Origin of the sequence: Streptomyces sp. NBC_01716 (assembly GCF_036248275.1) — a bacterium.
Classification (GTDB): Bacteria; Actinomycetota; Actinomycetes; order Streptomycetales; family Streptomycetaceae; genus Streptomyces.
The window spans coordinates 7,866,085-7,883,952 of the sequence record NZ_CP109181.1; the positions used below are offsets into that span (position 1 = coordinate 7,866,085).

A 17,868-nucleotide genomic window follows, 5' to 3' on the forward strand; every position below is an offset into this window, starting at 1 on the left:
CAGGTCCGGAAGGTGCCGCGTACTCTGGGGGCCGTGCCGTCCCCCCGCCCGCAACGTGTCGCCGTCCTCGTGCTGGAAGGTGCGAAGCCGCTCGACGTCGGCATTCCCGCGCAGGTGTTCACGACCCGCGAGAGCATGCCCTACGAGGTACGGGTGTGCGGCGCGGCGCCCGGTCTCGTGACCGGTGGCGACGGGCTCTCGTACCACGTCGCGGACGGCCTCGACGCACTCGCGTGGGCCGACATCGTCTTCATCCCCGGCTACCGCTTCCCCGACCGCGAGGATCCGCCGCCCCCGGTCGTCGACGCGCTGATCGCGGCCCACCAGAGGGGCGCGCGGCTCGCCGCCATCTCCACGGGTGCCTTCGCGCTCGCCGCCACCGGGCTGCTCGACGGCAGACGCGCCACGACCCACTGGCACTACACGCGGGCGCTCGCGGCCAAGCACCCGCTCGTCCGGGTCGACGAGAACGTGCTGTTCGTGGACGAGGGCAGCGTGCTGACGTCGGCCGGTGCCGCGTCGGGCATCGACCTGTGCCTGCACATCCTGCGTTCCGACCTCGGGGTGGCCGCGTCCAACCACGCGGCCCGGCGCCTGGTCGCGGCCCCCTACCGCAGCGGCGGGCAGGCGCAGTACGTGCCGCGCCGGGTGCCCGAGCCGCTGGGCGAGCGATTCGCCGCCACCCGCGAGTGGGCCCTGCGCCGGCTCGGCAAACACCTCACCCTCGACGTGCTCGCCCAGCACGCGGCGGTGTCGCCGCGCACGTTGGCGCGGCGCTTCGTCGAGGACACCGGGTACACGCCGATGCGGTGGGTGATGCGCGCGCGGATCGATGCGGCCCGCGAATTGCTCGAACGCTCCGAGCTGAGCATCGAGCAGATCGCCACCGACGTCGGTCTCGGCACCGGTGCGAACCTGCGGCTGCACTTCCAGAGCACGCTCGGCACCACACCGAGCGCGTACCGGCGGACCTTTGCCCAGGGCGAGTAGCCCAGGCGGCCCGCCCGCCGCACCCCCGTTGGCGTGATCCTTACGAACCATGGCGTTCACGCCGCAGTCACGGGCGGACGCCCCGCGCGAACCTGGAGGGAAACCGAAGGGACATCTCTTATGACTCGCATCGCCATCAACGGATTCGGCCGCATCGGACGCAACGCGCTGCGCGTACTGCTCGAACGGGACAGCGACCTCGAAGTCGTCGCCGTCAACGACCTCACCGAGCCCACCGACCTCGCGCGCCTGCTCGCCTTCGACACCACGGCCGGCCGGCTCGGCCGCCCGGTGACCGTCGACGGGAACGCCCTCGTCGTGGACGGCCGTCGTATCGCCGTTCTCGCCGAGCGCGAACCGGCCCGGCTGCCCTGGGCGGAACTCGGCGTCGACATCGTCCTGGAGTCGACCGGCCGTTTCACCTCGGCCGAGGCATCCCGCGCCCACCTCGCAGCGGGCGCCAAGAAGGTGCTGGTGAGCGCCCCGTCGGCCGGCGCCGACGCCACGATCGCGTTCGGAGTCAACACCGACGCGTACGACCCGGCCACGCACACGATCATCTCGAACGCCTCGTGCACGACCAACGCCCTCGCGCCGCTGGCCGCGGTCCTCGACGACCTCGCCGGCATCGAGCACGGCTTCATGACGACGGTGCACGCCTACACCCAGGAGCAGAACCTCCAGGACGCTCCCCACCGCGACGCCCGCCGGGCCCGCGCCGCCGCGGTCAACATCGTGCCGACCACGACGGGCGCCGCCAAGGCGATCGGCCTGGTCCTGCCGAACCTCGACGGCAAGCTGTCGGGCGACTCGATCCGCGTGCCGGTGCCGGTGGGCTCGATCGTGGAACTCAACACGACCGTCGCCCGCGACGTGTCACGCGACGATGTGCTGGCCGCGTACCGCACGGCATCCGAAGGAGCGCTGGCCGGCATCATCGAATACTCGGAGGACGCCCTCGTGTCGTCCGACATCACGGGCAACCCCGCCTCGGCGATCTTCGACTCGGCCCTCACCCGCGTCGACGGCCGTCACATCAAGGTGGTCGCCTGGTACGACAACGAGTGGGGCTTCTCGAACCGGTTGATCGACACGCTCGAACTCCTGGCCTGACGCGCCGGGCAGGCCCTACGCGCAGTCGGGCGAGGTGGGGTCGGCGCCCACGGTGAGCGTGACCGGGATGCCGGCGACGGGCCCCAGCCGACTGCTCGTCGTGGGAGTGATGGTCGTCCCGCCGACCCGCTTCGCGGTGACCCTGCCGCTCCGGTCGACGGTGGCGACCGCCGGGTCGCCGCTGGTCCAGCGGGTCGAGGGCAGCAGCGGCAGGATGTTGTCGGCGTCCAGGGCCACTTCGTCGCCGGTGACCTCGGCCGCGTCGGTGGCGTTCAGATCGGCCCGCAGATTCAGACCGTTGTCGAAGCGGTTGTCCTCGATCACGGCGTCCGACGAACCCCGGTAGGCGAACAGCGAGGTGGTGTACGCCGACGCCTTCGGCACGGCGCGCACCTGGGTGGTGGCGCCCGGGGCGGGGCAGGGGTCCGCCGTCTCGGCGGCGAAGGCGGTGTCGCGGTCCAGGCGGGAGACCGTGTTGCGTTCGAAGGAGATACCGCTGACGCTCTTCGCGTCGAGCAGCCGTACGTCTCCGGTCCGGAAGGTGTTGTCCCGCACCCGGATGTTGTGGTGCACCGGCCTCGCCGGGTCCACGACCTGGTTCGTGGGCTCCACGAGGATCACCGGACCGGCCGGCCGCAGGAAGGTGTTGCGGCTGATCAGCACATCCTTGACGTCGTGCGAGCGGATGACCGCGAAGGTGGTCATCAGCCCGTGGAACAGCAGGTGCGAGCCGTCCCCGTCGATCGTGACGTCGCGCATGTCCTCGGCCAGGATGCCGATCCGCTTGTCCCGGTAAGTCTGGTCGGCGCCAACGGTGTTGGAGACGTACAGCTCACGGCGTTCGGCGTGCTCGGGGTAGAGCTGATAGGTGCCGCGCGGAAACAGGACGCGGACCGGGCCCTTGACCCGCTTGGCCTGTCGCATGGCCTTCGCCACCGCGCCGGCGCTGTCCCGCCGGCCCGTCGGGTCGGCGCCGAAGGCGGTGACATCGACGACCGTCTCGGCCGCCGGAGTGGTGGCGGTCCCGGCGCTCGACGGATCGGCACCGGCCGCGAACACCGCCGGGGCCGGGGCCGTCAGTGACAGAACGACGGCCAGGGTCAGCAGGATCTTCCGCGACGGCGGGCGGGTGCTGTGCAGGCGCACGAGAGGCTCCATGGGGGAGAGGGGAGCGTGGATCAACACAGACGAACGGAAGTGAACGAATTCGAACAGGCTGGGGTCCACATAAGAACGTCGGGCCTATGGCCCTGTCAATATGCGTGCGGTGCATCAACCTGCGGTTGATGGCGGACAGTGATCCCATGTATGGCGGCCGGACGACAGCCGTATGCGCCGCCGCACCCGGCCGAGGCATACTCGGATCCCTGTCGGTGCGCCGGTGCCGACAGCTGCGCGGAGGTGAGTGATGGCGTCGTCGGGGACCGAATCCCGCAGGGTGACGATCCACGATGTCGCCCGGTCCGCCGGGGTGTCCCGGCAGACCGTGTCACGGGCCCTGAACGACAAGGGCGAGATCCACGGCTCCACCAAGCAGCGGGTGCTCGACGCCGCCCTCGCGCTGGGCTACCGCCCGAGCCGGTTCGCCAGGGGCCTGGTCAGACAGGACACCATCAGCGTCGGGCTGGTCATTCCCGACCTGCTCAACCCGTTCTTCACCGAGGTCGCGGCGGCGGCACTGGAAGCCGCGCGGGCCCATGGCTGGCACGTCCTCGTGTACGACACCGCCGACAGCGCCGAGGAGGAACGCGGCACCCTCCAGGTCATCGCCTCACAAGTGGACGCCGTCGTCGGGTACTTCAGCCGGTCCGAGGAAGAGATCGAGAAGCTGACGCGCGGCGTCCCGGTCGTGCTCATCGACCGTGAGCGGCGCAGCGACCGGTTCAGCGCGATCCGGATCGACGGCGAGGCCGGCGTCCAGGCGGCGATCACCCACCTGGTGGCGAACGGCCACCGGCGCATCGGCATGCTCGACCACGCGGGCCGGGCCGAACCGAGCGTCCGGCACGCCTGGTTCGCGGCCGCGACGGCGGCCTGCGGGCTGGACGAAGGGCCGGTGTGCAGGGCGGACCAGAGCGTCGAGGGCGGCGAGAGCGCGCTGGAGACGCTCCTGGCCGAACACCCCGACGTGACCGCCGTGTTCACCTTCAACGACATCATCGCCATCGGCGCGCTGCGGGCCGCGCGCCGCCTCGGCCGGAGCGTCCCCGGGGAGCTCGCCGTGATCGGTTTCGACGGGCTGCGCCTCGGTACGCTCGTCGAGCCGCCGCTCTCCACCGTGGCACTGGACACGCGCGGGCTCGGGGCGCTCGCCGTCGAGCAGGCCGCCCGCCTGCTGACCGGCAGCGGCCCGCTCGCTCCCGACGAGCTGGTCGTCCGCGCGGAGTTGCGGCTGCGCGAGTCCGGGTGAGCGGGCCCGGGTGAGCGGGCCCGGCCCCGGTACCGGCTTCGGCCCCGGAACGTAACCCCCGAACCGACCCCGAATCGCTCTCCACAGGTCGCCGACGTGCGGCCTCTTGACACATCGGCGTACTCCGCCAGAGACTTCCCGGCAATTCGTGAACGTTCACGGGAACGTTCACGGGCCTTGGAAGGGTCCTCAATGACGCTGACTCGACGAAGGCTCCTGGCAGGCGCGACCGCTCTCGGCGCCGCCGCGTTCGGAGCCGGTGGATGCTCAAGCCCCACGACCGCGAACCCCGGTCACCTCACCTTCTGGTACACGTACAACGGCTTCTCCGAGAACGTGCTCAAGGCCGCCAGGAAGCGCTTCGCGGCCGACAAGTTCGTCCCCTCGCAGGTGAGCGGCGACCTCACACAGCGGCTGCTCGCCGCGCTCGCCGGCGGTGCCTATCTGCCCGACATCACCATGATCGGCGACAACATCTCGCGGTACTTCAGCGACAGCGACCGCTTCGTGAACATGAACGACCACGGGGCGCGTGAGCTGGCGCAAGGCTATCTGCCGTGGAAGTGGCAGGCGGGCGCCACCTCCGACGGATTCCAGCTGGGTTTCCCCATCGACATCGGCCCAGCGGCTCTCTACTACCGGCACGACATCTTCGAGAAGGCCGGCCTGCCCAGCGAACCGGACGACGTCGCGGCGGCCGTACCCACCTGGGAGAAGTACTTCACCTTCGGCGAGCAGATCCGGAAGAAGCTTCCCGGCCGCTATCTGATCACCGACACCAAGACGGTCTTCACGTACTCGATGGCCCAGGAGCAGCGGAAGTACTTCACCCCCGAGAACAGCTACCTGGACGACCAGGCCCACGTCAGGCTCGCCTGGGACCGCTCGGTCGAGGCGTTCCGGCGGCGCCTCACCGCCGGGTTCGGCGGGTCGCAGACGGCCAGCGGCCAGTCCGTGGACCGGCACGCGGCCTGGAACACCGGCCAGGAGGTCAGTCTCGTCAACGCCTCCTGGATCACCGGCGAGATCAAGCAGTCGGCTCCCGGCACCGCCGGCAAGTGGCGGGTCTGCGCACCGCCCGGCGGACCCGGCAACCAGGGCGGTTCCTTCCTCGCCATCACCGCCGCCTGCCCCGACCCGCAAGCGGCGTTCGACATCATCAGCTGGCTGCAGAACCCGGCGAACCAGGCCTCCAACTACGCCGAGATCGGCCTCTTCCCCTCCAGCCCGGCCGCGGCCGAGGACGAACGGATCACCGCCCCGGACACGTTCTTCGGCGGCCAGTCCGCCGTGAAGGTCTTCGCCGACATCGCCGACCAGGTGCGGTACGCCTACTTCAGCCCCTGGGACATCACCATCAGCGACACCTACACCGACGAGCTCACGAACGTCGAACTCGGCGGCAAGGATCCGGAGCGCGCCTGGAAGGACGCCCGGAACCGGATCGAACGACTTCTGCGCCGACAGGGTGTGCTCTCATGACCGCGACGTCCGAACTCGACGCGCCGGCGACCGCCCCGCGGTCACCGGCGGAGGAGGCCGCCCGGCGCCGCAGGCGGTGGCGTCATCTGCCGCAGTACGCCGCCGTCTCCCCGTTCTTCCTGCTCTTCGCCGTCTTCGGCCTCTACCCGGTGTTCTACTCGCTCTATCTGTCGCTCCAGCGCTGGGACGGCGTAGGACCGACGAAGTTCGTCGGCCTGGAGAACTTCCGCTATCTGCTCACCGACAGCCAGTTCTGGGACTCGATAGCCAACACCCTGATCATCTGGGTGATGTCGACGGTCCCGATGACCGTGCTCGCCCTGCTCATCGCACTCGGTCTGAACTCCTCGGTGCGCTTCAAGGGCGTGCTGCGCGTCGCGTACTTCATGCCCAACGTGACCTCGATCGTGGCCATGTCGCTGGTCTTCGGCTCGATCTTCAGCGGTGAGTTCGGCATCCTCAACTGGATCCTCGACCTCTTCGGCTTCGGCCATGTCCCCTGGCTGACCGACCCCTGGGGCATCCGGTGCGCCATCGCCATCATGATCATCTGGCGCTGGACGGGCTACAACGCCATCATCTTCCTCGCCGGACTCCAGGCCCTGCCCACCGACGTCTACGAGGCGGCGCGCGTCGACGGCGCGAGCCCCGTACAGACGTTCTTCCGGATCACCCTGCCGCTCCTGCGGCCTGTGCTCCTGTTCTCGCTGGTGATGTCCGCCATCGGCGGCCTCCAGATCTTCACCGAGTCACAGGTGCTGCTCGGCGACCGCGGCGGGCCCGGCGGGGCGGGACTGACGATGGTCCTCTACTTCTACGGAACCGCCTTCGCGGACAACGACTTCGGCTACGGCGCCGCCATCGCCTGGGGCATCTTCGTCGTCGTCGTGCTGTTCTCCATCCTCAACTGGCGGCTTGTGCAACGCCCCGAGCGAGGCCAGGTCACCATCAAGGAGAACGTGCGATGACTACCCGCGGACGTGTCCTGACGTACACAGCGCTCCTCGTCGGCGCGGCGATCACCCTCTTCCCCTACTACTGGCTCGCCGTGATGGCGTCCAACACCACGCCGGACATCTACTCAAGCCCCCCGAAGCTCGTCTTCGGCGACCAGCTCTTCCACAACATCGGCGAGGTCTTCTCGAAGATCGACTTCTTCGGGTCGCTGCTCAACACGCTCGTCGTCGCGATCGTGACGACCGTAGCCGTGCTGTTCTTCGACTCGCTCGCCGCCTTCACCTTCGCCAAGTACACCTTCCCCGGCAGCAAGATCCTCTTCGGGATCCTCCTGGCCACCTTCGTGGTGCCCACCCAGCTCGCCGCCATCCCGCAGTTCTCCCTGATGGCCGACCTCGGCTGGGTGGGAAGCCTGAAGGCGCTGATCGTGCCCGCCGCGGCCAACGCCTTCGGCATCTTCTGGATGCGCCAGTACGCGGCCGGCGCCCTGCCGGACGAACTGCTCGACGCGGCGCGGATCGACGGCTGCGGCTTCTTCCGCACCTATCTGTACGTCGGACTGCCGGTACTGCGCCCGGCGCTCGCGTTCCTCGGCATCTTCACCTTCGTCAACGTGTGGAACGACTTCCTGTGGCCACTGGTCGTCCTCATCGACTCCCGCCACATCACGCTCCAACTCGCGCTCGCACAGCTCAACGGCCTCTATGTCACCGATTACAGCGTGGTCATGGCGGGCACGCTGGTGGCCATCGTCCCGCTGATCATCATCTTCCTCTTCGGCGCCCGGCACTTCATCCGCAACATCGCCGCCGGCGCCCTCAAGGGCTGAAGGGAATCCATTGCCCTCCTCGTACGTCGAAGACCCGGCCCCCGGCCACGGCTCGTCGGCACCCCGGTCCGCCTTCCGCTCCGACGCGCCCGCGCTCAGCCTGGGCGGCAGTTGGCGGTTCCTGCTCTCACCGGCGGTCGACGCGGCGCCGGACGGCATCGAACGGGACGACTTCGACGACGGTGGCTGGGGGGACCTCCAGGTCCCCGGCCACTGGCAGTTGGCCGGCCACGGCGCCCCCGCCTACACCAACGTCCGCTACCCCTTCCCCGTAGACCCGCCCCATGTGCCCACCGAGAACCCGACGGGCGACCACCGGCTGGCCTTCGACCTGCCCGACGACTGGCCGGACGAGCCCGCCGTGCTGCGCTTCGACGGCATCGACTCCTGCGGGCGCGTCTGGCTCAACGGCATCGAACTGGGCGTGACCAAGGGCAGCAGGCTGCCGACGGAGTTCGACGTCGGCCCACTGCTGCGACGGCGCGGCAATCTCCTCGCCGTCCGTGTCCACCAGTGGTCGGCGGGCAGCTACCTGGAGGACCAGGACATGTGGTGGCTGTCCGGCATCTTCCGCGACGTCACCCTGCTCGCCCGGCCGGCGGGCGGGGTACGGGACTTCACGCTCGACGCCGGATACGACCACCTCACCGGACGAGGCACGCTCCGGGTCGACGCCGACAGCGGCGTACGCGTCAGCGTTCCCGAACTCGGCATCGCCGGGCTGCCCGCGGGTGAGCCGGCCGAGGTCGCCGGCGTGGAGCCGTGGAGCGCCGAGGAGCCACGGCTGTACGAGGGCGAGGTCCACACCGGCACCGAGCGCGTACCGGTACGTATCGGCTTCCGTACCGTCGCCGTCGAGGACGGCCAACTCACGGTGAACGGCCGCCGGATCGTCTTCCGGGGCGTCAACCGCCATGAATTCCACCCGGAGTCGGGACGCGTCGTGCCCCGCGAGTTCGCCGTCGCCGACATCGAGCTGATGAAACGGCACAACGTCAACGCCGTCCGCACCAGCCACTATCCGCCCGACTCCGCGTTCCTGGACCTCTGCGACACCTACGGCCTCTGGGTCGTCGACGAGAGCGACCTGGAGACGCACGGCTTCTCCGAACTCGACTGGCAGGGCAATCCCAGCGACGACCCCCAATGGACGGACGCGTATCTGGACCGTATGCGCCGCATGGTCGAGCGGGACAAGAACCACCCCTCGGTCGTCATGTGGTCACTCGGCAACGAGGCCGGCACCGGCCGTAACCTCGCCGCCGCCGCCGAGTGGACCCACCGGCGCGACCCCACCCGCCCCGTGCACTACGAGGGCGACACCGACTGCTCCTACACCGATGTGTACAGCAGGATGTACGCCACCCACGAGGAGGTGGACCGTATCGGGCAGGGCATCGAAGGGCATGAACGCGTCCGCGAACGGCCCTTCGTCCTCTGCGAGTTCGGCCACGCGATGGGCAACGGGCCGGGCGGTCTGCTGGAGTACCGCGACCTGTTCGAACGCCATCCGCGCTGCCAGGGCGGCTTCGTGTGGGAGTGGCTCGACCACGGCATCGCGCAACGCGACACCGAAGGGCGCGCCTACTTCGCGTACGGCGGCGACTTCGGCGAGCCCCTCCACGACGGCAACTTCGTCATCGACGGACTTCTCCACCCCGACCGCACACCGTCACCCGCTCTCGCGGAGTTCGCGAAGGTCTTCGAACCGGTGCGGATCACGGCCGTCGACGGCGTACCGCGCGTCACCAACCACTACGACATCCTCTCGACGGCGCATCTCGACTTCGCCTGGGTCCTGGAGGAGGAGGGAACCGAGGTCGCGCACGGCGCGCTCACCGTGCCGCCGGTCGCGGCGGGCGCCGGCGCCGACCTGTCTCTGCCCGAACTCCCCGCCACCGGCGGGGAGAGCTGGCTCACCGTACGGGCCGCGCTCGCCGCCGACACCTCATGGGCGCGGGCAGGCCACGTGGTGGCCTGGGGGCAGATACCCGTCGCACCGAGGCCGGTGTCCACCGCCCCCGCCGCCGGTACGGCTCCGGAGGTGACGGACACCGAACTGCGCCTGGGACCCGGCGTGTTCGACCCGGTGACCGGGCGATTGACCGCACTCGGCGGCCTGCCCGTCGAAGGCCCGCAGCTCGACCTGTGGCGGGCGCCCACCGACAACGACCGCGGCTCCGACGACCCCGAGGAAGCCCGGTGGCGGGCCGCCGGCCTGCACCGGTTGCGGCACCGCGTCGTGGCCGTCGAACCGCTCGGCGACGCCCTCCTCGTACGCACCCGCGTCGCCCCGCCGGGTCTCGGCTTCGGCATGCGGGCCGACTACCGCTGGAGCGCCGACGGACAGCGCCTGCGACTGGACCTGGACGTCGAGCCTGAGGGCACCTGGCCGTGCACCCTGCCCAGGCTCGGTCTGCGCATGGCCCTGCCCGCCGCCCTCGGCGCCGCCGAGTGGTTCGGGCGCGGACCGGGGGAGGCGTACGCCGACAGCCGGCAGGCAGCCAGGATCGGCCGCTTCACCAGCACCGTCGACGCCCTTCAGACGCCGTATGTCTTCCCCCAGGAGAACGGGAACCGCCTCGACCTGCGATGGCTGCGGCTGACGGCCGACGACGGCACGGGCCTGCGCGTCGAAGGGGACCAGTCCTTCGCCTTCACCGCCCGCCGCTGGACATCGGAGCAACTCGACGCCGCGGCCCACACCACCGACCTCGAACCGGGCGACACGATCGTGCTCAACCTCGACCTCGCGCAGCACGGACTCGGGTCCGCGTCCTGCGGCCCCGGTGTTCTGCCGGAGTACCGGCTCCGGCCGGAGCGCGCCTCCCTGACGCTCACCTTCACCCCACAGACCGCGACCCAGGCGGGTACTTCAGCCGCAGAGGAGACACCGTCCCGATGACCGCCCGCGCCCACGCTCCCGCCCCCGCCGTGTCGCTGGTCCCGCACACCCACTGGGACCGCGAATGGTACGAGCCCTTCCAGCGCTTCCGGCTGCGGCTGGTCGATCTGCTGGACGAGGTCCTGGACCGGGCGGAGGCCGACGAACGGTTCCGCTTCACCCTCGACGGACAGATGGCCGCCGTGGACGACTACCTGGAGGTCCGCCCGGAACACCGCGACCGCGTGCTCCGGCTGGTCCGGCGCGGCCAACTGGCCGTCGGCCCCTGGCAGATCCTCCTGGACGAATTCCTCTGCTCGGGCGAGAACATCATCCGCAACCTGGAACTCGGCCACCGCCGCGCCACGGAACTCGGCAGCCCGATGCCCGTCGGCTATCTCCCCGACATGTTCGGCCACTGCGCGCAGATGCCGCAGATCCTCTCCGCCGCCGGTCTCGACCACGCCTGTGTGTGGCGCGGCGTGCCCGCGGGCGTACCCGGCCACGCCTTCCGCTGGCAGGCACCCGACGGCAGCTCCGTACGTACCGAATATCTCGCGGGCGGCTACGGCAACGCCGCCTATGTCTTCTCCGACCCCGGACACTTCGCAGGCCGCATGGCCGATCTCGGCAGGCGGCTGACCCCCGCCTTCGGCGCCGACCCGGTCCTCGCGATGTACGGCACCGACCACTCGGCCCCCGTCGGCTCCCTGGTCAAGCTGGTCGCCGACCTGGATCCGGCGGACGTCGACGTGACGATCACCACCCTGGCCGATTACATCGGTGAACGCGACGCGCACGACCGGTCGTTGCCCGTCGTGGAGGGTGAACTGCGCAGCCACGCCAACGCCAACATCCTGCCCGGTGTGCTCTCGGTGCGCCCTCATCTGAAGCAGGCGCTGGCCCGCTCGGAGCGTCTCGTCGAACGCTACGCGGAGCCCTTCGCCGCGCTCTGGTCGGCCGAGTGGCCCGAGAAGTTCCTCGACCTGGCGTGGTGGCGGCTGATCGACGCCTCCGGCCACGACTCGGTCACCGGATGCGGGGTGGACGAGACGGCCACCCAGGTGTTCGCCCGTATCAGTGAGGCCGGACACCTCGGTCAGGCCGTACGGGACAGGGTGGCCGGCGGCCTCGCGCGGCAGGTGTCGCGGGACGCCGTACTCGTACTGAATCCCACCCCGGCCGCGCGGGAAGACCTGGTCACCGTCGATCTCGAAGTCCCGGACGAGTGGGAGGAGATCGCCGTCGAACTGCCCGACGGCAGCAGGCTGCCCGCCCAGACCGACCTGCGCGCGGAACAGCTCCTGCTCTCGGAGGCCCTGCCCGGTGAGGAACTGCCCGCGTTCCTGCCACGCGTCCACGGGCGGGAGCTCTTCGGCAGCGAGATCACTCACTGGACCTGCGACGACGAGCGGCGCGTACTGGAATTCGGCGTGGCCCGGCACGGCGGCGACACACCGTTCGACGTGGAGGCCGTCCGCGCCGCCGTGAGCGGCGCGACCGGTGACTGGACGGTCCGCATCACCCGGGCCGCCCACCGTACGGTCACCTGTCTGGCCCGGGTGCCGGCGCTCGGCTGGACGTCGCTGCGGCCGGTACCGGGCGGACAGCCGGTCGAGCGGGCCGGCGACCCGGCAGGGGGAAGCCCCGTACGGGCCCAGGGCCGGACCTTGTCCAACGGCCTCGTCACCGTCACGGCCCTGGACGACGGCACGCTCCGCGTCGTGTCCGCCGACGGGACCGTACTCGACGGTGTCGGCCGCATCGTCGATGGAGGCGACCGCGGCGACAGCTACAACTACGCCCCGCCCGGCACCGACCGGCTCGTCGAGACCCCCCGCTCACTGCGCGTCGGCACGGCGGTCGGCGGTCCGCTCCGCGCCTCGCTCACGGTGGAGCGCGGGTACGACTGGCCGGAGGCCGTCGACCGGACCGCCGACCGCCGGACGGCGACGACCCGGCCGGGCAGCGTCCGGCTGGACGTCGAACTGCGGGTGGGGGAGCCCTTCGTCCGCCTCGACCTGACCCTGGACAACGCCTCGCTCGACCATCGGGTGCGCTGCCATGTGCCGCTGGCCCGCCCCGCCAACTCGTCCTACGCCGAGGGGCAGTTCGCGGTGGTGGAGCGGGGGCGTACGGCGGAGGGCGGTTTCAGCGAGCGCCCCGTCCCGACGTTCCCCGCGCACGGGTTCGTGGACGCGGGCGGTGCGGGTCTGCTGCTGACCCAGGCCTGCGAGTACGAACTCCTGGACGACGAACTCGCGTTGACGGTGCTGCGCAGCACGGGCTGGCTCAGCCGTAACATCCACCCCTACCGCGCGGAGCCCGCCGGGCCACAACTCCCCATCCCGGCGGCCCAGATGACCGGAACGAGCACCGTCTCGTTCGCGGTGCTGCCGCACACGGGCGACTGGCACGAGGCGAATCTCGCCGAGGCGGGCGAACACTTCCGCCATCCGCTCCATGCGACGCACGGCACGGGGCCGCGCGAAGCCGCGCCCGCGTTGCACGAGGGCCTGTCGGTCGAGGGCGCGGTCATGACCAGCCTTCGCCGCCGCGACGGAGAGCTGGAACTGCGTCTGGTCGCCGCCTCGCCCGAGCCGGCCACGGCGGTCGTACGCGGCGCCTTCCGGGGCGCCCGCCGCGTCGGCCTTCTGGGCGACGACGACAGCCGCGCGGAGCGGGCGGCTCCCGCTGACGAACCGCTCGTCGATGCCGGAACGGTCCGCATCCCCCTGCGCGCCTGGGAGATCGCGACGGTGCGCCTCTCCGAGTGAGCCGCCTTCCGTGTCACACCACTTGGACGACATGCTTTCCACGGACGCCGCCCGCCTCCAGGGCGCGGTGGGCGGCGGCTATGTCGCCGAGAGGACGGACGGTGTCGACCACAGCGACCTCCCCCTCCTGCTCCTCGCCAACAGCGGCATCGTCGGCGAGAACCGGCAGGTCTCACTGGCGGCGTCCCGGCGGCTGGTCGCCCACCTCCTCCAGTCCCTGAGGGCCGACCACGCGGAACCCTGCCGCCCCCCGCGCCGCTGGTACTGGATCAGCTCAACACCCGCTACTGACCGACTCGCTCACCGGGCTCCGGACGACGGCCCGATGGAGACCACCCGTGCCCACTCGGGCGGCGCGTCCGGTACGTAATCGGGATCGTCCTCGGCCCGGGACCGGGAGGAGGACTCCCGGTCGAACAGGCCCACCACCGTCCGGCACGGCGGCCGGCTGTCCGGCCACGGCGTCTGACCGTCCGTCAGGACCACGATCACATCGGGCCGGGGCCCCTTCCTGAGCGCCCTGGCGAAGCCCGTACGCAGATCCGTACCCCCGCCTCCCATCAGCGGGATCCCCGCGGCCCGGCACAGCGGATGCACGATCTCGGCCGACGCGTCGCAGGGCAGGACGGAGATCAGATCCCGACGGCCGCCCACGGCACGGGAGATGGCGGTGACCTCGTTCAGCGCGCTGCCCAGTTCGGAGTCGCTCACCGACCCGGACGTGTCGATGATCACCGCGACCCGCGGCGGCCTGCGCCGCAGGCTCGGCAGTACGACGCCGGGCAGCCCGGCCGAACGGCGCGATGGCCGGCCGTACGTGTAGTCCTCGCCCACACCGGAACCGGAGGCCGCCGAGCGGACCGCCGCACCCAGCAACTCCCGCCACGGCTGCGTCGGATGGAACGCCTCATCCGCCCACCGCTGCCACCCCTTCGGGGCACTCCCGGGACGGGCGTTGATGCCCTGCGCCACCCGGAACCGGACCGCGTCCCGCTCCTGTGCGCTGAGACCGTGCGCGCCGTCGGGCCCGAGATCCCACTCCCGTGCCAGCCCGTCGGCGCCACTGCCGCAGTCCAGCCAGGCCAAGCTCTGCGTATGCGGGCCCAGCCGGAACCGGAGCAGATACTCCTCCATCAACTCGCCTGCGGGCAGCCCCAGTACACCCGGACCGACGGCGTCTCTGGGCCGCGCCAGCCCCTCGCCGAACACGTCGTCGTTGATCTCGCAGTCCGCCGCGATGTTCATCCGCAGCCGTTCCGCCGGGCCGGTCAGCCCGCGGGCCCGCGCGAACCGGTCACTTCGGCCGTGGTGGTCGCGGAGCAGGTGCGACACCTCGTGCACCCAGACCCCGGCCAGTTCCTTCACCGGCGTCCGGGCCACGAACGCCGGCGAGACGTAACACCGCCAGTGCCGGTCGACGGCCATCGTCGGCACCCGCCGCGACTCCACCACATGCAGGGCGAACAGCGCCGTGGCCATGAAGGGCCGCACCCGGACGGCGTGCAGCCGGGCGGCGAAGAGCTTGTCGAGATCCAGCGCTCCCGGCGCGTCCACGGCGGAGTCCGTGACCGTGTGCGCGGTCATCGGCCGGCCTTCGCGACGGACGCCGTACGGGCTGCCGCCCGGTCCGCCCGCCGGGAGAGCGACACCGCCCCGGCGAGCCGGTCGATCGACGCCGGAACGTCCCACTCCTCGCGGCGCAGCGAGGCGAGGGTGGTCGCGGGGACGACCACCAGGTCCGGCGCCCCGGTCTCCATCGCCCGGACCAGAACCGCCCACGCCGCGTCCCAGCGGGACTTCTCCGGACGCTCGCGGACGGCCCGCACCACACCGTCGAGCACGGCCTGCCGCAGATCACCGCGCTCGGGCAGGGCGGCGCCCGCCGGGTCGGCGAGAACCGTCTCCGGGTCCGGGAGATCCATCCGGTCGAGACTGGCGAGCAGTTCCAGCCCCGGTCCGTCCCCCACGGTGCCCCTGACGAGTAGCGAGAGTACGTCCCGCGACGAACCGGCCGCGGTGGCGAAGGCGATCAGCCGCAGCGACATCTCCCAGCTGCGGGGCGACGGCCAGGCGCCGCCCCGGCGCGTCTCGTTGCTGGGCAGCCGGTGCACGAGCCCGGCTCGGGCGGAGAGCAGCCCGCACACGGCACGGCGCGCGAAGCCGACGGCCTCGGCCAGCCGCTCGCGATCCAGCCGCGGCAGCGTCGCCACGGGCCAGGTCCCACCGAGGCCCCTTACGACGACCTCGTGGTCATGGGTCCACTGAAGATGAACGAACCGGTTGGCCAGCGGCGGGCTCAGCTCCCACCCGTCGGCCGCCGACGAGCGCGGATTGGCGGCGGCCACGATCCTTACGTCCGGCGGGAGTTGGAGCGCGCCGATCCGCCGTTCGAGTACGAGGCGGAGCAGGGCGGCCTGTACGGCGGGCGGCGCCGTGGACAACTCGTCCAGGAACAGCAGCCCGCGCCCCGCCCGTACGAGGCGGACGGCCCAGTCGGGCGGGGCCATCGGGACACCCTGCGCCGCGGGATCGTCCCCGACGACAGGCAGCCCCGAGAAGTCGGACGGCTCGTGCACGCTCGCGATCACCGTCGTCAGGGGCAGGTCCAGCGACGCGGCGAGCTGTGTCAGGGCGGCGGTCTTGCCGATCCCCGGCTCACCCCACAGCAGGACGGGCAGGTCGGCGGCGACGGCGAGGGTCAGGGCCTCCAACTGATTGTCCGGGCGCGGTTCGGTGGTCGTGTCGCGCAGCAGCGCCAACAGCTGACCCGCGACATCGAGTTGGGAGTCAGGCGCGGGGGCTTTGGCGGAGGCATCGGTGGGGGCGTCGGTGGGGGCGAAAGGGGCGTGAGTGGTCAAGTGTCATCACCATTGGGTTCGTTGGCCGGTCAAAGGGTGTGCGTGCGGGCGACGGACGTCCCCGCCGTGTCGGCAGGCGTGCGGCATCGCCGGTCGGTGCCGGCCGGTGCCGGGATCAGCGAGCGGTTGCGACGCGCGGGTGCGAACGGAGCTCAGGCGGACGCTTGGTACGCGGCAGATGGCGGCCGGATCCCGGACCGGGACCGACCATGCCCGCCCTGAACAGGCCGTAGGTGATCCGCCGTTCGGCGGCGGCCTCCAGCTCGTCCCGCAGGGCGCCGCCGCGCAGCACCGCGTCGGGGCCCAGCAGGCCCTCGACGACGGCCAGCGCACCGGCGGCATCACCGTGGTCCAGGCGTTCGCGGACCCCGGTGAGGCAGTCCGGGCTCCGGTGCGCCTCGTCGACGGCCCGCAGACAGGCGAGCGGAGTGCCCGTCAGCGCGGCCAGCAACTCCTCCCGCCGGATCTCGTCCGGGTCATGGTCCAGCGCGGACAGCACGCCGTCGACCAGGCCGATCCGATGGCGCGCTCCCCGGCACTCCACGAGATGCGGCTGTCCCGACCGCTCCGGAAGCGGCGCAGGACCGGTCGGCGAACAGCCAGGTACGAGCGCCGATGCGACCAGCGGGTGCAGCCGCTCGACGTTGATCGCACCCGTGCGGACCAGCTCCAGATCGGGCAGTGTCCAGGTCGCGGCGTCGGGCAGGAGCGGCGGCGCCGGAGCGGAGCCCGTCCTGCCGCGCTCCGCGATCCGCAGGACCGGCGGGCAGGCGCCGTGCCCGTCCGCGACGAGCTCCAACTCCAGCCGCTGCCGCGCCCCGAGCCGTACGGCGAAGGCACCGGCGGACCGCCCCTCGGCCCGGAGCAGGATCCCGGCCTCGGCCGCCCACCTGTCAACGGCACAACGGCGCCCTGTCGGCAGGGCCTCCAGCAGGGCCGGATCCAGCACGGAACCGCCCTCGCCCGAGGGCGAATCCGCCCCCGATCGGGTCCGGAGCTCCTCGGTCCGGCGCGCGTCCCACAGATGGCGGTGCAGATCGAGCCGGAACCGCCGGTCGGGATGGGGATGCGGATGGCGGCGGGCGCCGGTATCGGCGTAGGACCTGTCCCACAGCGCCAGGCTGATCCGCTGCCCGGCATCCGCCCAGGCGGGCGGAGTCCGGGCCACGAGGTACACGGGGGCTACGGGGGCGGCGCGGTCCGGACCGCCGGGCCCGTCGCCGTAACGCGCCAGGGCGACGGTGAGACCGGGGCGCAGCAGCCCGTCGGGAGCGATTCTCGGCAGGTGCCAGCGCAGTAGGTCGGGCGCCAAGTGGCGGAGATCGGCACGGAGTCGGGCAGCGAGTTCGCGGCCATGGGCACGTGCCACGGAACGTAGGTCGAGATCGACATCGACACGTGCGGCTGCGCACGCGCCGGCCCAGTCGCCGACATGACGGCGGGCGGTCGCGGTCTCGATCATGGAAGGCGGCACGGCGAACTCACGCACGCGCGGCCAGAAGGAAGGGCGGGAAATCCCGTTCGCGGTCTCAGTGAGCATCAGCACTCACCTTGCGCGGTCGGGACCC

At 71.4% G+C, this 17,868-nt stretch carries 12 protein-coding genes and 1 pseudogene; 8 read left to right on the forward strand and 5 right to left on the reverse strand.

Annotation, left to right across the window (positions count from 1 at the left end; all coding sequences use genetic code 11):
* Positions 1-33: 33 nt before the first annotated feature.
* Both OIE74_RS34960 and gap read left to right on the forward strand, forming a co-directional pair.
* Positions 34-990: a GlxA family transcriptional regulator gene (locus OIE74_RS34960; protein WP_329390965.1), complete on the forward strand. Its 957-nt coding sequence runs from the start codon at positions 34-36 to the stop codon at positions 988-990.
* A gap of 120 nt (positions 991-1,110) precedes the next feature.
* Positions 1,111-2,103: a type I glyceraldehyde-3-phosphate dehydrogenase gene (gap, locus tag OIE74_RS34965; protein WP_329390967.1), complete on the forward strand. Its 993-nt coding sequence runs from the start codon at positions 1,111-1,113 to the stop codon at positions 2,101-2,103.
* Positions 2,104-2,118: 15 nt separating this feature from the next.
* Here the strand turns inward: gap and OIE74_RS34970 are convergent, their stop codons facing one another.
* On the reverse strand, positions 2,119-3,261 hold the full coding sequence (locus OIE74_RS34970) for an Ig-like domain-containing protein (RefSeq protein ID WP_329390969.1): 1,143 nt from the start codon (positions 3,259-3,261) through the stop codon (positions 2,119-2,121).
* 250 nt (positions 3,262-3,511) lie between these two features.
* Here OIE74_RS34970 and OIE74_RS34975 point away from each other — a divergent pair, with 250 nt between their 5' ends.
* The 6 genes from OIE74_RS34975 to OIE74_RS35000 all read left to right on the forward strand — a co-directional run bounded on the left by OIE74_RS34975 (position 3,512) and on the right by OIE74_RS35000 (position 13,442).
* Positions 3,512-4,513 carry a LacI family DNA-binding transcriptional regulator gene (locus OIE74_RS34975; RefSeq protein WP_329390972.1) on the forward strand — a complete coding sequence of 334 codons (1,002 nt, stop codon included), beginning with the start codon at positions 3,512-3,514 and terminating at the stop codon, positions 4,511-4,513.
* Positions 4,514-4,705: 192 nt separating this feature from the next.
* Positions 4,706-5,995, forward strand: a complete 1,290-nt coding sequence (locus tag OIE74_RS34980; protein ID WP_329390974.1) for an extracellular solute-binding protein — start codon at positions 4,706-4,708, stop codon at positions 5,993-5,995.
* On the forward strand, positions 5,992-6,963 hold the full coding sequence (locus OIE74_RS34985; protein ID WP_329390976.1) for a carbohydrate ABC transporter permease: 972 nt from the start codon (positions 5,992-5,994) through the stop codon (positions 6,961-6,963). The genes OIE74_RS34980 and OIE74_RS34985 overlap by 4 nt, the downstream gene beginning before the upstream one ends.
* Positions 6,960-7,781, forward strand: a complete 822-nt coding sequence (locus OIE74_RS34990) for a carbohydrate ABC transporter permease (protein ID WP_329390978.1) — start codon at positions 6,960-6,962, stop codon at positions 7,779-7,781. The genes OIE74_RS34985 and OIE74_RS34990 overlap by 4 nt, the downstream gene beginning before the upstream one ends.
* Before the next feature lie 10 nt (positions 7,782-7,791).
* A complete protein-coding gene (locus OIE74_RS34995) occupies positions 7,792-10,686 on the forward strand; it encodes a glycoside hydrolase family 2 TIM barrel-domain containing protein (RefSeq protein WP_329390980.1) in 2,895 nt (964 codons plus the stop codon).
* Positions 10,683-13,442, forward strand: a complete 2,760-nt coding sequence (locus OIE74_RS35000; RefSeq protein ID WP_329390982.1) for an alpha-mannosidase — start codon at positions 10,683-10,685, stop codon at positions 13,440-13,442. Before OIE74_RS34995 ends, OIE74_RS35000 begins: the two co-directional genes overlap by 4 nt.
* A 13-nt stretch (positions 13,443-13,455) precedes the next feature.
* On the opposite strand, the pseudogene OIE74_RS35005 reads toward OIE74_RS35000, so the two are convergent.
* From OIE74_RS35005 to OIE74_RS35020, 4 genes and pseudogenes are all read right to left on the reverse strand, one after another.
* Positions 13,456-13,554 (reverse strand): annotated as a pseudogene (locus OIE74_RS35005) (NAD(P)-dependent alcohol dehydrogenase); the annotation flags it as partial.
* 188 nt (positions 13,555-13,742) lie between these two features.
* Positions 13,743-15,026 (reverse strand): vWA domain-containing protein, encoded by a 1,284-nt coding sequence (locus tag OIE74_RS35010; RefSeq protein WP_329390985.1) that lies wholly within the window; start codon positions 15,024-15,026, stop codon positions 13,743-13,745.
* Positions 15,023-16,300, reverse strand: a complete 1,278-nt coding sequence (locus OIE74_RS35015; protein WP_443076314.1) for an AAA family ATPase — start codon at positions 16,298-16,300, stop codon at positions 15,023-15,025. The genes OIE74_RS35010 and OIE74_RS35015 overlap by 4 nt, the downstream gene beginning before the upstream one ends.
* A gap of 115 nt (positions 16,301-16,415) precedes the next feature.
* Positions 16,416-17,840 (reverse strand): hypothetical protein, encoded by a 1,425-nt coding sequence (locus tag OIE74_RS35020; protein WP_329390987.1) that lies wholly within the window; start codon positions 17,838-17,840, stop codon positions 16,416-16,418.
* Between the last annotated feature and the right edge of the window lie 28 nt (positions 17,841-17,868).

Coding starts and splice junctions, on each gene's coding strand:
- OIE74_RS35020 (WP_329390987.1), bottom strand. CDS start 17,840: ATGCTCACTGAGACCGCGAACGGGATTTCCCGCCCTTCCTTCTGGCCG.
- OIE74_RS34975 (WP_329390972.1), top strand. CDS start 3,512: ATGGCGTCGTCGGGGACCGAATCCCGCAGGGTGACGATCCACGATGTC.
- OIE74_RS34970 (WP_329390969.1), bottom strand. CDS start 3,261: ATGGAGCCTCTCGTGCGCCTGCACAGCACCCGCCCGCCGTCGCGGAAG.
- OIE74_RS35010 (WP_329390985.1), bottom strand. CDS start 15,026: ATGACCGCGCACACGGTCACGGACTCCGCCGTGGACGCGCCGGGAGCG.
- OIE74_RS34985 (WP_329390976.1), top strand. CDS start 5,992: ATGACCGCGACGTCCGAACTCGACGCGCCGGCGACCGCCCCGCGGTCA.
- OIE74_RS34990 (WP_329390978.1), top strand. CDS start 6,960: ATGACTACCCGCGGACGTGTCCTGACGTACACAGCGCTCCTCGTCGGC.
- OIE74_RS34980 (WP_329390974.1), top strand. CDS start 4,706: ATGACGCTGACTCGACGAAGGCTCCTGGCAGGCGCGACCGCTCTCGGC.
- OIE74_RS35000 (WP_329390982.1), top strand. CDS start 10,683: ATGACCGCCCGCGCCCACGCTCCCGCCCCCGCCGTGTCGCTGGTCCCG.
- gap (WP_329390967.1), top strand. CDS start 1,111: ATGACTCGCATCGCCATCAACGGATTCGGCCGCATCGGACGCAACGCG.